This window comes from Streptomyces sp. NPDC093085 (assembly GCF_040683935.1).
In the GTDB taxonomy this organism is placed as follows: Bacteria; Actinomycetota; Actinomycetes; order Streptomycetales; family Streptomycetaceae; genus Streptomyces.
Map to the genome: position 1 here is coordinate 82,850 of NZ_JBFBFB010000016.1, position 13,244 is coordinate 96,093.

Below are 13,244 nucleotides of genomic sequence, written 5' to 3' on the forward strand. Positions count from 1 at the left end.
AGACTCACGAATCGCACGGCCACACGCACAGCCATGGCCCCGCCATGCCGGTCTCCCGGCACCTCCGCAAGGTGATCGCGGCGGTCCTGATCCCCTTCGCGGCGGCCGTCGTGGTCGGGCTCACCGTGCTCTGGCCGGGCGGCGCACCGGCGCACGAGCGGACCGGTGTGGGCTTCGACCGGCAGACGGTCGAGGGCCAGGTGGTCCAGATCGAGAAGATCCCCTGCAAGGACGTGAACGCCGGGCAGGTCCCGTCGACCGGTGACACCTCGACTCCGCAGGGCCGCGAGGCGGTGCAGGAGGAGACCGGCCAGTGTGAGAAGGCCACGATCGAGCTGACGAGCGGCAAGGAGAAGGGCCGCACCTTCATCGAGATCGTCCAGCCGGACGCGCCGCGGCAGTTTCACGTGAAACAGGGCGTTGTGGTCGCCTACGCGCCGGACGCTCCCCAGGATCTCCAGTACTCGGTCACCGATGTGGACCGGGAGTTCCCGATGCTCCTGCTGGCCGGGATCTTCGCGCTCGCGGTGGTCGTGGTGGGGCGGCTGCGGGGGGTCATGGCGCTGATCGCGCTCGTGGTCTCGTTCGCGATCCTGACGCTGTTCATCCTGCCGGCGATCCTCCAGGGCTCGAATCCGCTGGTGGTGGCGGTCGTCGGGGCGAGCGCGATCATGCTGATCGCGCTCTATCTCTGCCATGGTCTGACGGCCAGGACCTCGGTGGCGGTGCTCGGCACCCTGATCTCGCTGCTGCTGATCGGGCTGCTGGGGTCGCTCTTCATCGGCTGGGCGAGTCTGACCGGGAACACCGACGACAGCACCGGGCTGATCCACGGCCTCTACCCGGACATCGATATGAGCGGCCTCCTGCTGGCCGGTGTGATCATCGGCTCGCTCGGGGTGCTGGACGATGTGACGGTGACACAGACCTCGGCGGTCTGGGAGCTGCGCCAGGCGGACCCGACGATGGGGCCGCGCGCGCTCTACCGGGCCGGGATCCGGATCGGCCGGGACCATATCGCTTCGGTGGTCAACACCCTCGTCCTGGCGTATGCGGGGGCCGCCCTGCCGCTCCTGCTGCTCTTCTCGATCGCGCAGTCGAGCGTGGGGACCGTCGCCAACAGCGAACTGGTCGCGGAGGAGATCGTACGGACACTGGTCGGGTCGATCGGTCTGGTGGCCTCGGTGCCGGTGACCACGGCGCTGGCCGCCCTGGTGGTCTCCGCCGACCGGTCCGCCCCGGAGAACCCGGCAACCCCCTCCGCCGCCCCCGCACCCTCCGGTCCCTCCGGCCCGGGGACGGGTCCGGCAGCGGGTCCGGCGGCCGGTCCCGCCCGGGGGCCTCATGAGTCCCAGGGGATGCTCGTGCCGCCCGCTCCGGGGGGCCGGGGACACCGCCGGAAGAAGTAGCGACGGCGCCGCTGTTCGAGAACGCCCGGGGCCCTACCCGGCGGGGGTCATTTCGACACCGGAAATCACCCGGACGGCCCCCTCCACGGAGCCTCAGCCGGCGTTCTCCTCGGCGAGGATGCGCCCCAACTCCTCCTCCAGGCTGCCTTCGAAGTCGCTGAGCGCCCGCTCCTGACCGAGCGGGACCAGCCGGTCCGTACGGTCCAGGAAGGCCACCAGGGGCGCGGCGGAGACCCGGAAGAGCGCGTGGTCGTCACCGACCTGGAGCCGCATATGGACATCGGAGAGGTCCTCGGGCGAGGTCGGCGAGATGTGCACATCGCCGTCCCCGCTGGGCGTGTTGATGCCGTCGAGGAGCAGTTCGCGCCCGAAAGTCCAGGTCACAGGCGCATCGCCGGGCAGATGGAATGTCATGCGCACCGCGTAGGGATCAGCCACCTTGTAGTGGAGTTCCACCGGGATACGGAACGACAGCTCCTCGGAGACGAGGAAGCTCATCAGGACCTCGGCCTGAACCGACTCGCGCATCGTTGTACTCCGGAGTAGATGGAACAGTGGCTGGGAATGATCCCCGTTGACCCTCTTGACGCAATCGTGCTGTAAGCGCTAGCGGATCACAAGGAGTAATTTTTCAGATACTGATAGAGAGAATATGCGAGGTCAGCAGCGATCCGATCTCTCTGCGTAACCGTTCGACCGACGGAAGCAGTCGCTCCTGTTGACGAAGCGGTAAAGAAATGGCCACGGTGGCCGCGACGGATCCGACGGTGATCGGCACGGCGGCGCAGACCGTACCGAGCCGGTACTCCTGCCGGGACACGACCGGTTCCGTACGCCCCAGCGCGTCGAGGCGCGCCAGCAGGGTCCGGCGGTCCGGCACCGAGTAGGGCGTGAGGGGGCGTACGGGATAGCGGTCGAGATGGTCGCGGCGCGCCGCGTCATCGAGCTGGCTGAGCAGACACTGGCCCATCGCATGGGCGTGGGCCGTCGCATGGAAGTCTCCGCGTGCGTCGACCGCGGGGCACGCGGGACTGTCGGCCACGGAGACCAGGTCCATCTCACCGTCGTGGTGGACCGCGAAGTACACGGGGACGCCGATCGCGTCCCGGAGCCGCCCCATGAGCCCGGCGAGGGCGGTGCGGCGGCTCAGGACGGCCTCGGCGTCCGCCAGCCGCCGGGCGGCGTCCCCGAGGACGAAGACACCCCGGCGCTCACGGCGGAGATAGCCCTCGTGGGCGAGGGTGCGCAACAGGTGGTAGGCGGTGGGGAGGGGAAGCCCCGCCTCCCGTGCGAGCTGTTTCGCGCTGGCGCCGTCCGGGTGCGAACCCACCGACTCCAGCAGCCGCAGCGCCCGCCGCACCGAACCGATCAGCGTGGGAGCCGCGGCGGATGTAGCTGTGACCAAAGATCACCCCCAGGCGTGCGGACGGGCCGGGGGCCCGCCGGGTGCGGCAGAGGTGAGTCACTTTAGGGGCAGCCCGGAGCGGGGGTTGGTTTCCCCTTCACCTTTCCCCCGGGCGGGCTAACAGACCTATGGACTGACAGCCCTACCAGTCACTCCGCGAGGACGAGGAGGACGCCGTGAACTTCCGTACGACGTAGATCAGTCCACCGACCAGTGCGACGAAGACCAGCACCTTGAACAGCACCCCGATCACGAACGTGAGCACGCTCATGATCAACCCGCCGAAGACCACGACGGCGATCGCGGGCACCGCGATCCACTTGACCCACCACGGCATGCCCATGAATATCTCCCGAACCGCCATCGTCCTTACCTCGCTTCACCATGTCGCTGACGTATCCGCTGTACGCCTTCGATGCTAGGGCCGCGACAGCCTCCATGGTGGCCCCGCGGCCCCCGCTCTCCCCTGATCCGACCCTGAGACGCGTCTGAGGGTCACCCCCCAGACGAACCCCCGGGACAAGCCCTCGGAGAGGGGCCGGAATCAGCGGGACCGGCCCCCCGGGCGCAGGTCGGCCCTCGGACACAGGTCAGCCCTCGGGCGGCGAGAACACCACCATCACCCTCAGATCCTCCGTGATGTGATGGAACTTGTGCACGGCCCCGGCCGGCACATAGACCACGCTTCCGCGTCCCACCTGCGTCGTCTCCGTCCCGACCGTGATCGACGCCCGGCCGCTCACGACGAAGTACACCTCGTCCTGCCGGTGCGGCTGCTGCGGGTCGACCGCCCCCGCGTCCAGCGCGTACAGCCCCACGGACATGTTCCGCTCCCGCAGGAATTGCAGATACGCACCGTCGTTGGCGGCACGTTCCGCCTCCAGCTCATCAAGTCGAAATGCCTTCATGCCACGATCAGACCATGAAGAATTTCCTAGTCAAGACGGTTGCCAACGCCGGAGCCCTCGCCGTGGCGATCTGGCTCTTCGACAACATCACCCTGACCGGAGCGAACACCGGCCGCAAGGTCCTGACGCTCATCCTGGTGGCGCTGCTCTTCGGGCTGGTCAACTTCCTCGTCAAGCCCGTCCTCAAGCTGGTGACGCTGCCCCTGTTCCTCCTCACCCTCGGGCTCTTCACCCTGGTGGTCAACGCGCTCATGCTGTTGCTCACCTCCTGGCTCGCGGACAAGCTGAGTCTGAGCTTCCACGTCGAGGGCTTCTGGACCGCCGTACTCGGCGGCCTGGTCATCTCCGTCGTCTCGTGGGCCCTGAACATCGCACTCCCCGACGACAAGGACTGAGACCACCATGCCCCCCTCCCCGCACACCGGCCCCCCGGACAGCACCGGCACAGGCCCCGCGGAGACCGCCGCGGCGGCCATCGGCGACGGCACCCGCGCCGTACGGGCCGGACTCCCCGAACCCGTCAAGAACGAACCGACCCTCCCCGGACCGGTCTTCGCCGCCCACTTCCACCTCCCCGGCGAGCCGACCGGACCGTACACCTACGGCCGCGACGAGAACCCCACCTGGAACCGGCTCGAAGCGGCCATCAGCGAGCTCGAAGCCCCCGGCAGGCCCGTCGAGACCGTCACCTTCGCCTCCGGCATGGCAGCGATCTCCGCGGTGGCCTTCTCCCAGCTCCGCGCCGGCGACACGGTCGTCCTGCCCGACGACGGCTACCAGGCCCTCCCGCTGCTCCGCGAACGCCTGGAGGCGTACGGGGTGACGGTACGGACCGCGCCGACCGGCGGCGACGCCCAGCTCCGTGTCCTGGCCGGCGCCCGCCTCCTCTGGATCGAGAGCCCCTCCAACCCCGGGCTCGACGTCTGCGACATCCGGCGGCTCGTCCGTGAGGCGCACGCCGGCGGCACCCTCGTCGCCGTCGACAACACCCTCGCCACCCCCCTCGGCCAGCGCCCCCTGGAACTCGGCGCGGACTTCTCCGTGGCCAGCGACACCAAGGGCATGACCGGCCACGGCGATCTGCTCCTCGGCCATGTCACCACCGCCGACCCGGAACTCGCGGCCGGCGTACGGCGCTGGCGCAAGGTCGTCGGCGCGATCCCCGGCCCGATGGAGGCCTGGCTCGCCCACCGCTCGCTCGCCACCCTCCACCTCCGCCACGAACGGCAGTGCGCCGGCGCGCTCACCATCGCCCACGCGCTCGCCGCACGCGACGACGTCAGCGGAGTGCGCCACCCCGGGCTCCCCGACGACCCCTCGCACACCGTCGCCGCCGGCCAGATGCGCCGCTTCGGCTCCGTGGTCTCCTTCGTCCTCCCCGACCGCGACAAGGCGGAACGATTCCTCGCCGCGCTGCACCTCGTCGAGGAGGCGACCAGCTTCGGCGGCGTACGCTCCACGGCGGAGCGCCGCGGCCGCTGGGGCGGCGACGCCGTACCGGAGGGCTTCATCCGCCTCTCCGTCGGCGCCGAGGACCCCGAGGACCTCCTCGCGGACATCCTGCGCGCCCTCGACACGGTGCGCTGACCCACCGGGCGGCCGTTCGAGCCGTATACGAAAGCGACGGTCCGAGCCTCCCCCCTCATGGCTCGGACCGTCCTGGGCTCCCCGCAAATCCCCCCGGATCCACGCGCGGAGAACCACTCCACCAAGGCTAGTTGACTCTGCGTCAGTGTCCAATCACAGTAGCGACAGGGGGCTATCGACTTATTTATAGTTGACGCGCGGGGCTGACACGGGGGCCAGTAATGCTTCGGCCCCGTCCGGACACGGCGAGGGCGCGGTTCGAGACGGGAGAGCGGGCACATGGACCTGGCTCTGCTGCGCACCTTCGTCACCGTGCACCGCGCCGGCTCCTTCACCCGCGCCGCGGCCCTCCTCGGCCTCTCCCAGCCCGCCGTGACCGGCCAGATCAGAACCCTGGAACGGCAGCTCGGCCGCCCCCTCTTCCTCCGCCAGGCCCGCGGCGTCACCCCCACCACCATCGGCGACGAACTCGCCCACCGGGCCGCACCCCACCTCGACGCCCTGGTCGAGATCGCCGAGGCCGGACTCGACGAGGACTCCGGCGTACGCACCCTCCACCTCGCCGGACCCCCCGAATTCACCTCCCTGCGCGCCCTGCCCGCCCTCACCCCGCTCACCGCCCAGGGGCTCGCCCTGCGCACCTCGTTCTTCGGAAACTCCGAGGAAACCCTGGAGGGCCTGGCCGCCGGACACCACGATCTGGCCATCACCACCGCCCGGCCACGCGGCCAGCTCCTCACCGCGACTCCGCTCTGCGACGAGGAACACATCCTGGTCGCCGCGCCACGCTGGGCCGCCCGCCTCGGCCGCCAGGTACTGCGCGAGGGCGTCGTGGTCCTCGAACAGCTCCCGGTGGTCGAGGTCCACGAGTCCCTCCCGTTCGTCTCCCGCTACTGGGCCGCCGTGTTCGAGACCGGCCCCGCGGCCGCCGGCACCGTGATCGCCCCCGACCTGCGGGCCGTCCTGGAGTGCGCGGCGGCCGGCGCCGGCCTCGCCGTCCTGCCCCGCTACCTCTGCGCGCCGGCCCTGGAGCGCGGCGAGGTCGTCGCCCTCCTCGACCCACCCGTCCCCCCGCTGCGCACCTATTTCCTGGCCGTACGCACCGGCACACTCGCCCTGCCGCCGGTCGCGCGGGCGCACGAGTGGCTGCTCAGGGCCGCCGCGGAGTGGTGAGCGAGCCCCCGGGAGTTTCAGACACCGCGGTACGGGCGAACCTCTTCCCATGACCGAACGGCCCGTGGTCAAGCGCACCGCACGCGCCATCCTGCTGGACGGCGACGACCTGATTCTGATCAAACGGACCAAGCCGGGGGTGGACCCGTACTGGGTGACCCCGGGCGGCGGTGTCGAGAGAACGGACGCCACCGTGGTCGACGCCCTCCACCGCGAGGTGGCCGAGGAACTCGGCGCCAAGATCAACGATGTGGTGCCGTGCTTCGTCGACACCGTCGAGCACATCGGCGAGGGCGGCGGCATCACGGGCGTGAAGGTGCAGCACTTCTTCGTCTGCCGCCTCGACTCGATGGACCCGTCCCTGCGCCACGGCCCCGAGGTCGACGAACCGCGCGGGGAGTACGAGATCGTCCGGGTGCCGTTCAGCCGCGTCGGCATCGCCGCCGTCCACCTCGTGCCGCTCTCCCTGCGCCACTACCTGGACGGCAACATCGAGGGCGTACGCGCGATGCACGCCCCCGACCTGGGGTGACCCCTCAGGTGGCCGCGGCGACCAGCTCCTCCAGCGAGTCGTGGCGTATCCGCTCCGCGGGGATCCCCGAGACCCGCAGCGCGTCCAGGCTGCTCCGTATCATCCCGGGCGGACCCGACAGATACGCGTCGAACTCGTGCCAGGGGCCGTGGTCGAGCACCGCATCGGGAAGCCGCCCGGTCAGCCCGGCCGTGGGCCCCTCCGCCACCACCGGACGGACCGACAGCCACGGGTGGGTGCTCTGGAGCTCCAGCATCGTCTCGATGTCGTAGAGGTCCTGATCGCTGCGCGCGCCGTAGAAGACCTCCACCGGACGGCGGTGCCCGTGCTCGGCGACATCCTCGATGAGCGCCTTGATCGGCGCTATTCCGGTGCCGCCGCCCAGGCAGAGCAGACCGTTGTCGGTGGTGTGGTCGACGGTCATCGAACCGGCCGGCGGCCCGAGCCGCAGCACATCACCGGGGCGGGCGTGGTGCACCAGCGCGTTGGAGACCCAGCCCGCCGGCACCGCCTTCACGTGGAACGACAGCAGACCGTCCGGACGGGGCGCCGACGCGAAGGAGTAGTGCCGCCAGACCCGGGGCCACCATGGCGTCTCCAGGCTCGTGTACTGCCCCGCCAGGAACGGATACGGCTGGTCGGGGCGGACCGTGACCACGGCGATATCGGAGGTCCGCGACTCGTGCGCGACCACCTCCGCCTGCCACCACGCCGGGGCGTACTGCTCGTTCTCGGCCGCCGCGTCGATCATGATCTGGGAGATCGTCGTGTACGTCCGCACCCAGGCGGCCTCCGTCTCCTCGTCCCAGCAGGCCGAGGCGTAACGCGCCAGCGCGCCCATGAGCGCCTCGCCGACCGCCGGGTAGTGCGCGGACTGGGTGCCGTACTTGCGGTGGCCGCGCCCGAGTTGGCGGAGGTAGTCGGTGAGGACGGCCGGCGAGTCCATGTGCTCGGCGGCCGTCAGCAGCGCCTTGAGCAGCCGGTCGCGCTGGGCGTCCATCGCCACCGGGAAGAGCGCCCGCAGCTCGGGGTGGCGCACGAAGAGCAGTGAGTAGAAGTACGACGTGAGCTGATCCGCCATCGGGCCGACCTCGGCCATCGTGCGGCGCACGAGGATCGCGTCCGGCGAGGCGTTCGGATCCGGGGGCGCGGGCGCGGGCCGTACGACCGACGGCTGCCCCGACGGGGCCGCCGAGGAAGCCACCGACCCGGCCGCCGCCGCCCCGGGGCCCTGAGGCGTCTGCTCGGCCTGCGGGGGCTGCTGCGGGGGCTGCTCCGCGGGGTGCGGGGCCTCGGGGGGCAGTGACTCGGCGGGCAGGCTCTCGGCAGCCGGTGCCGTCCCGGCGGGCGGCTGCGCTTCGGGCGGCAGTACGGCCGACACCGGGCGCTGCGGCGGCAGTTCGGCGGAGACCGTCCGCCGCTCGTCCCCCTGCCCCTCCACGGGGGCGGGTGCCCCGGCGACGCCCTCCGCGCCCGCGGGCCGCTCGAACTCCGGCAACCCGAAATCCTGGCGCCCGTATTCCTGTTCCCGCTGCTCGTACTCCTGCGGTACGGGGTGGTGGCGTACGGCGTCGGGCGCCTCCGCCGGCCCGGGAACGGGGGCGGCGCCCGCCGACCGTACGGCGGCCTCCGCGGCGGCGGCGGAGACCGGCCCCGCGACCGGCGCCCCAAGGCCCTCGGAGAGCTGCGGATGGGCCGCTGGGCCCTCGCCCGCAGGCGCGCCCTTGGCCCGTGGCCGGAACGCCTCGGGAACGCCGTCGTCCACCGGCGCCTGCCCGGGGACCCCCTGGCCCGTGCCGGGCGCCTGGCCCGGTTCCTGCGCGCCCTGCCGAGACGGCATCGCGGTGCGGTTGGCACCGGAGCCCACCGGGCGCAGCGAGGCGAAGGTACGGCCCTGGACGGCTATTCGGTCCCGGCCTGCGGCCTCCCCGGACCCGCCGGGCCCTGTCGGGTCCGGGCGGCCCCCGCCACCCGGCGCCCGCCGAGGCGCGAACCAACCGCCGCCCGTGCCCTCTCCGGAGCCGCTGTCGTCCCCGGAAGTGCCGTTGTCAGCCGACGTGGTGGTCGGAGCGTCCATGATGTGCCTCGCCTCGAACATCTTTCGGTCGGTCTGCGCAGCTCCGCTGGCCCGGGATGCGCAGGCAATTCCCCGTTCTGACGCGGACTGCCGGCAGCCCGCTCCCCTCCCCGCCACAGACTCTCAGGGATTCGAGGCACAGGAATACGGCACAGCACCCGGCGCCCGTCGTCGCAGCATGGCAGGCCACGCCACCACGTCGGACAAAGAGCGCGAAATTCGGTCATCCTCAAGGGACTTACCGTTAGGGTGCATCGCTCCCGCGCTCAATCGCCCGATCCTCACCGCGTTTCCGCGGCAACCTCCGGGTCAGAGTATTACTGCTGGAGGCTCACCAGTTCATAGACCTCACGCAGATCGCCACCGGAGTACACATGCGTGGCGAGCCCGGCCAGATGATGATCGGCATTCACGGCCACCGCACAGGGCACCACGGTGAAGAGCTCCGTATCGGACATCGAATCACCATAGGCAACACACTGGTCCAGCCCCACCCCGAACTCTGCACACAGCCGGTTCGCGATCTTCACCTTCGCCGCCGGATTGAGAATGCCCGCACGGTCCACCGGCTCCGTGAAAGGCGGAGCCGGCCACCGCGAGCCCTGTGCGGCATCGGCGCCCCACTCCAGCAGCCGCGACACAAAGAAATCGGGCGAGAGGGAGATAACGGCACAGTGATCACCCCTCTTCCGGATGTCCGCCCACACGTCACGAATTCCCGCGAGCCAGGGGGCGCCCTCGAAAGCCGCCGCCACGTGATCCACCGTCAGCTCGGACCACAGCTCCCGTGCCCGCACCGCGAACTCGTCCGGGGCCAGCCCGAGCGCGTGGAACTCGCGCTCCAGCGCCGCGATCTCCCGCTCCACGCCCAGTTGCCGCGAGATCTCCACGGCCGCGGCCGAGCCCCGGATGAGCGTGCCATCGAGGTCGAAGAGGTGCAGCCTGCGTCCACGCGCCGTATCCGTCATACCCGCCATGTACGCCGAGGTTAGTACGAGCGGTTACTCCCGTGGGCAGACGCCGGGACGCCGCGCACCAGGCACCGTGTTTCACGTGAAACCTCTCCAACGGCCCACGCGCCGGACCCTCCTCGTCCTCCACGTCGCCGTCTCCGTGAGCTGGCTGGGGCTCAGCCTCGGCCTGCTGGCTCTCGGCACAGCCGGCTACACCGCCCACGACCCGACCACCACCCAGGCCGCCTACCGTTCCATGCGGGTCTTCACCGACTGGCTGATGGTCCCCATCGGCCTGACGACCTTCATCAGCGGTCTCGTCCTCTCCCTCGGCACCCCATGGGGACTCGCCCGCCGCCACTGGGTCTGGATCAAGTTCTGGCTGACTTTGGTCACTCTCACGGCGACCACCTTCGCGCTGCGGCCGTCCGTCCACGAGGCAGCGGCCCTCGGGGAGCCCAACTCCAGCCTGATCGCGGCCCCCATCGTCTCCTCCACGGCGTATCTCTTCATGACGGCCATCTCCGTCCTCAAACCGTGGGGACTCACCCGTCGCGGCCGCCGCCTCAAGGCCCAGGAAGCCCAGAAGGCTCACGAGGCCCGGGGGACCGAGGGGCCCAAGGCAGCCCGGGGAACACGCGGGGCTCTGCAACCCCGGTGACCTCGGTGCCCCCGGCAGAGCTCTGCCCTCTCCGTGAGCCCGGGGCACCCGGCGGCGTACGCTGCCGACCATGAACGACCTGGAGATACGGCCGGCCGCCCCCGAGGACATCCCCGCGATCGTCGCCCTGCTGGCGGACGATCCGCTCGGCGCGCGGCGCGAGACCCCGGACGACCTCGCCCCGTACACCGAAGCCTTCGAACGGCTCGCGGCCGACCCGAACCAGCACCTCGTCGTGGCCGTACGCGATCAGCGCGTCGTCGGCACCCTCCAGCTCACCGTCATCCCCGGGCTCTCCCGCCGTGGCGCCACCCGCTCGGTCATCGAAGCCGTACGGGTCCACGCCGAGGAGCGCGGCAGCGGCCTCGGCACCCGGCTCATCACCTGGGCCATCGACGCCTCCCGCAGCGAGGGCTGCCACCTGGTCCAGCTCACCTCGGACGTCTCCCGCTCCGACGCGCACCGCTTCTACGAACGGCTCGGCTTCACCGCCTCCCACGTCGGATTCAAACTGAGTATCTGACGCCTGCGGCACGGGCGGTCCTCCCGGCCGCTCGAACAGCGGGCCCGGATCGGGGGTGTTTCACGTGAAACACCCCCTCCCGGCCGCTTTCCCCGCTATCCCCCGAGCCCGCGCCAGCCCGCCTCGTCCACGCCGCCGGGCACCGCGTCGTCCGGCTCGTACGGTCCCCGGGTGAAGACGAACGACCCGAGGTCGAGGTGGCTCACCGAACCATCCGGCCGCCGTACGACCCGTAGGGTCTCCCCCGCGTAGTAGCCGTCGAGCCCTGTCCAGCAGTCGTCGCCCGCCGCGATGAAGGCCGAGCCCCGGCCACCGCCGCGCAGGGGCCGCAGTTCCATCCCGCCGTTCTCCGTGAGCCGAGCCCCGACGGCCTGTGTCCCCCAGTACCAGGGCCCGGTGAGCGCCAGCAGCGCCTGGTCCACCTCGGGCAGCGGCTGCCAGGGCGCCGGGATGCGCGGCTCCGCGTCCGCCACGATCCCGACCAGCTCCGCCGCCACGGAAGCGGCGGCGAGCCCGGAGGTGGCGTTGGCCAGCGTCACCGCCGCCACTCCGTCGGACACGCTCACCCAGAGGCCGGCGACGAAGCCGGGCAGCGAGCCCGAATGGCCCACCAGCGTCCGGGAACCCTGCCGCAGGAGCTGCGCGCCCAGGCCATAACCGGCGTCCCACTGGCCCGGCTCCGGCGGCACCGCCGGGGTCCTCAGCTCCGCCACGGACGCCGCCCCCAGGACCCGTTCGTCGCCCTCCGCAAGGAACCCCGCGAACCGCAGAAGATCAGCGGCCGTCGACCACAACTGCCCCGCCGGTGCCATCACCCCCAGGTCCTCGACCTGCTCCCGGAGCAGCACATCGGCCCATGGGTGCACGGCCCAGCCATCGGCGGCCGGGGCGACCGGGCGTACCGTCGTACGGTCCATGGACAGCGGCTCCAGGATCTCCCGCCGCAGCACCTCCTCCCAGGACTCCCCCCGTACGGTCTCGACGAGCGAACCCAGCAGCGTGTAACCCGGGTTGGAGTAGTGGTGCCGCCGCCCCGCGGGGTGAAGCGACGGCCGTTCGCCCAGCACGTCCCGCAGCTCCGGACGGAGCGCTCCCGGTGTGCGCTCCCACCAGGGCGCCGGGGCCTCCGCGGCGAGCCCCGCGCTGTGCGCCAGGAGCTGAGCGACGGTGACCTCGCCCACCCCCGTCCCCGGCAGATGCTTCTCCAGCGGGTCCGAGAGAGCGATCAGCCCCTCGTCCCGCAGGCGCAGCACCAGCACGGCGGTGAACGTCTTGGTGATCGACCCGATCCGGTACTGCGTACCGGTGTCCGGCTCCCGCCCGTCCACCGCTCCCCGGGCCCCCGCCCACACCAAGCGCCCGTCCCGCGCCACCGCCGCGACCACCGAGGGCACCCGTCCCTCCGCCTGCGCGACGGCGACACGGCGCAGCAGGGACCGACGCGTACCGGGCAACAACTCTTCCGAAGGAGTACTCATGGGCCACACCTACCCCCGACAGACCTCCACGTCGACCCCATTCCCCGGTGCGCCGACCGCCCGCCGGTAACCGGACATGGCGTCAAAATGCGCTGGACACGCCCGGCGGCGCTCCTCACAGTGGCCCGCATGACCTCTCTCGTACGCCACATCACCATCGACTGCGCCGACACCTACGCCCTCGGCACGTTCTGGGCCAAGGTCCTCGGTGCCTCTCTCGCCGACGACGACAAGCCGGGTGACCCCGAGGCGCTTCTGAAAGCGCGGGGCGTCACCCTGCTCTTCATCGCCGTCCCCGACAACAAGATCACCAAGAACCGGGTCCATCTCGACCTCCAGCCCCAGGAGCACACCCGCGACGAGGAAGTCGACCGCGTCCTCGCACTGGGCGCCACCCTCGTCGCCGACCACCGCCGCCCCGACGGCACGGGCTGGGTCACCCTGGCAGACCCCGAAGGCAACGAGTTCTGCGTAGAACGCAGCGCCACCGAACGCGCCGCCTGACCAGCGCTCCGGCCATCCCGGCGAGGCCGGCACC

At 71.2% G+C, this 13,244-nt stretch carries 14 protein-coding genes and 1 pseudogene; 8 read left to right on the forward strand and 7 right to left on the reverse strand.

Annotated elements, in window-relative coordinates; translation table 11 throughout:
- Window positions 1-44 precede the first annotated feature (44 nt).
- Window positions 45-1,409, forward strand: coding sequence for a YibE/F family protein (locus AB0O07_RS31535; protein WP_365639952.1), 1,365 nt, complete (start codon window positions 45-47; stop codon window positions 1,407-1,409).
- Window positions 1,410-1,502: 93 nt separating this feature from the next.
- Here the strand turns inward: AB0O07_RS31535 and AB0O07_RS31540 are convergent, their stop codons facing one another.
- The 4 genes from AB0O07_RS31540 to AB0O07_RS31555 all read right to left on the reverse strand — a co-directional run bounded on the left by AB0O07_RS31540 (window position 1,503) and on the right by AB0O07_RS31555 (window position 3,722).
- Window positions 1,503-1,937, reverse strand: coding sequence for an SsgA family sporulation/cell division regulator (locus tag AB0O07_RS31540; RefSeq protein WP_365639787.1), 435 nt, complete (start codon window positions 1,935-1,937; stop codon window positions 1,503-1,505).
- Window positions 1,938-2,040: 103 nt separating this feature from the next.
- A complete protein-coding gene (locus AB0O07_RS31545) occupies window positions 2,041-2,814 on the reverse strand; it encodes a helix-turn-helix domain-containing protein (RefSeq protein ID WP_365639789.1) in 774 nt (257 codons plus the stop codon).
- A gap of 142 nt (window positions 2,815-2,956) precedes the next feature.
- Window positions 2,957-3,178, reverse strand: a complete 222-nt coding sequence (locus AB0O07_RS31550) for a DUF5326 family protein (protein ID WP_365639791.1) — start codon at window positions 3,176-3,178, stop codon at window positions 2,957-2,959.
- Window positions 3,179-3,404: 226 nt separating this feature from the next.
- On the reverse strand, window positions 3,405-3,722 hold the full coding sequence (locus tag AB0O07_RS31555; protein ID WP_365639794.1) for a cupin domain-containing protein: 318 nt from the start codon (window positions 3,720-3,722) through the stop codon (window positions 3,405-3,407).
- Window positions 3,723-3,736: 14 nt separating this feature from the next.
- Here AB0O07_RS31555 and AB0O07_RS31560 point away from each other — a divergent pair, with 14 nt between their 5' ends.
- The 4 genes from AB0O07_RS31560 (at window position 3,737) to AB0O07_RS31575 (ending at window position 7,014) form a co-directional block, all read left to right on the forward strand.
- Entirely contained in the window at window positions 3,737-4,117 is a 381-nt protein-coding gene (locus tag AB0O07_RS31560) for a phage holin family protein (protein WP_365639797.1), read from the forward strand.
- Between the two features lie 7 nt (window positions 4,118-4,124).
- Window positions 4,125-5,309 (forward strand): cystathionine gamma-lyase, encoded by a 1,185-nt coding sequence (locus AB0O07_RS31565; protein ID WP_365639799.1) that lies wholly within the window; start codon window positions 4,125-4,127, stop codon window positions 5,307-5,309.
- 279 nt (window positions 5,310-5,588) lie between these two features.
- A complete protein-coding gene (locus tag AB0O07_RS31570) occupies window positions 5,589-6,482 on the forward strand; it encodes a LysR family transcriptional regulator (protein ID WP_365639801.1) in 894 nt (297 codons plus the stop codon).
- Between the two features lie 49 nt (window positions 6,483-6,531).
- Window positions 6,532-7,014 carry an NUDIX hydrolase gene (locus AB0O07_RS31575; protein ID WP_365639803.1) on the forward strand — a complete coding sequence of 161 codons (483 nt, stop codon included), beginning with the start codon at window positions 6,532-6,534 and terminating at the stop codon, window positions 7,012-7,014.
- 4 nt (window positions 7,015-7,018) lie between these two features.
- Here the strand turns inward: AB0O07_RS31575 and AB0O07_RS31580 are convergent, their stop codons facing one another.
- Together AB0O07_RS31580 and AB0O07_RS31585 are read right to left on the reverse strand one after the other, a co-directional pair.
- Window positions 7,019-9,091: a globin domain-containing protein gene (locus AB0O07_RS31580; protein ID WP_365639805.1), complete on the reverse strand. Its 2,073-nt coding sequence runs from the start codon at window positions 9,089-9,091 to the stop codon at window positions 7,019-7,021.
- 317 nt (window positions 9,092-9,408) lie between these two features.
- A complete protein-coding gene (locus AB0O07_RS31585; protein ID WP_365639807.1) occupies window positions 9,409-10,068 on the reverse strand; it encodes an HAD-IB family phosphatase in 660 nt (219 codons plus the stop codon).
- A gap of 76 nt (window positions 10,069-10,144) precedes the next feature.
- Here AB0O07_RS31585 and AB0O07_RS31590 point away from each other — a divergent pair, with 76 nt between their 5' ends.
- Together AB0O07_RS31590 and AB0O07_RS31595 are read left to right on the forward strand one after the other, a co-directional pair.
- Entirely contained in the window at window positions 10,145-10,705 is a 561-nt protein-coding gene (locus AB0O07_RS31590; RefSeq protein ID WP_365639809.1) for a DUF2269 domain-containing protein, read from the forward strand.
- 70 nt (window positions 10,706-10,775) lie between these two features.
- Window positions 10,776-11,228, forward strand: coding sequence for a GNAT family N-acetyltransferase (locus AB0O07_RS31595; protein WP_365639811.1), 453 nt, complete (start codon window positions 10,776-10,778; stop codon window positions 11,226-11,228).
- A gap of 95 nt (window positions 11,229-11,323) precedes the next feature.
- On the opposite strand, the gene AB0O07_RS31600 is transcribed toward AB0O07_RS31595, so the two are convergent.
- Complete coding sequence (locus tag AB0O07_RS31600; protein WP_365639814.1) at window positions 11,324-12,706, reverse strand: serine hydrolase domain-containing protein; 1,383 nt, start codon at window positions 12,704-12,706, stop codon at window positions 11,324-11,326.
- 129 nt (window positions 12,707-12,835) lie between these two features.
- Between AB0O07_RS31600 and AB0O07_RS31605 the strand changes: the two are divergent.
- A pseudogene (locus tag AB0O07_RS31605) lies at window positions 12,836-13,204 on the forward strand (VOC family protein); the annotation flags it as partial.
- Window positions 13,205-13,244 lie beyond the last annotated feature (40 nt).

Excerpts from the sequence above, each read along its gene's own strand:
- AB0O07_RS31535 (WP_365639952.1), top strand. The coding sequence starts at position 45 with ATGCCGGTCTCCCGGCACCTCCGCAAGGTGATCGCGGCGGTCCTGATC.
- AB0O07_RS31540 (WP_365639787.1), bottom strand. The coding sequence starts at position 1,937 with ATGCGCGAGTCGGTTCAGGCCGAGGTCCTGATGAGCTTCCTCGTCTCC.
- AB0O07_RS31550 (WP_365639791.1), bottom strand. The coding sequence starts at position 3,178 with ATGGCGGTTCGGGAGATATTCATGGGCATGCCGTGGTGGGTCAAGTGG.
- AB0O07_RS31555 (WP_365639794.1), bottom strand. The coding sequence starts at position 3,722 with ATGAAGGCATTTCGACTTGATGAGCTGGAGGCGGAACGTGCCGCCAAC.
- AB0O07_RS31560 (WP_365639797.1), top strand. The coding sequence starts at position 3,737 with ATGAAGAATTTCCTAGTCAAGACGGTTGCCAACGCCGGAGCCCTCGCC.
- AB0O07_RS31565 (WP_365639799.1), top strand. The coding sequence starts at position 4,125 with ATGCCCCCCTCCCCGCACACCGGCCCCCCGGACAGCACCGGCACAGGC.
- AB0O07_RS31570 (WP_365639801.1), top strand. The coding sequence starts at position 5,589 with ATGGACCTGGCTCTGCTGCGCACCTTCGTCACCGTGCACCGCGCCGGC.
- AB0O07_RS31575 (WP_365639803.1), top strand. The coding sequence starts at position 6,532 with ATGACCGAACGGCCCGTGGTCAAGCGCACCGCACGCGCCATCCTGCTG.
- AB0O07_RS31580 (WP_365639805.1), bottom strand. The coding sequence starts at position 9,091 with ATGGACGCTCCGACCACCACGTCGGCTGACAACGGCACTTCCGGGGAC.
- AB0O07_RS31585 (WP_365639807.1), bottom strand. The coding sequence starts at position 10,068 with ATGGCGGGTATGACGGATACGGCGCGTGGACGCAGGCTGCACCTCTTC.
- AB0O07_RS31595 (WP_365639811.1), top strand. The coding sequence starts at position 10,776 with ATGAACGACCTGGAGATACGGCCGGCCGCCCCCGAGGACATCCCCGCG.
- AB0O07_RS31600 (WP_365639814.1), bottom strand. The coding sequence starts at position 12,706 with ATGAGTACTCCTTCGGAAGAGTTGTTGCCCGGTACGCGTCGGTCCCTG.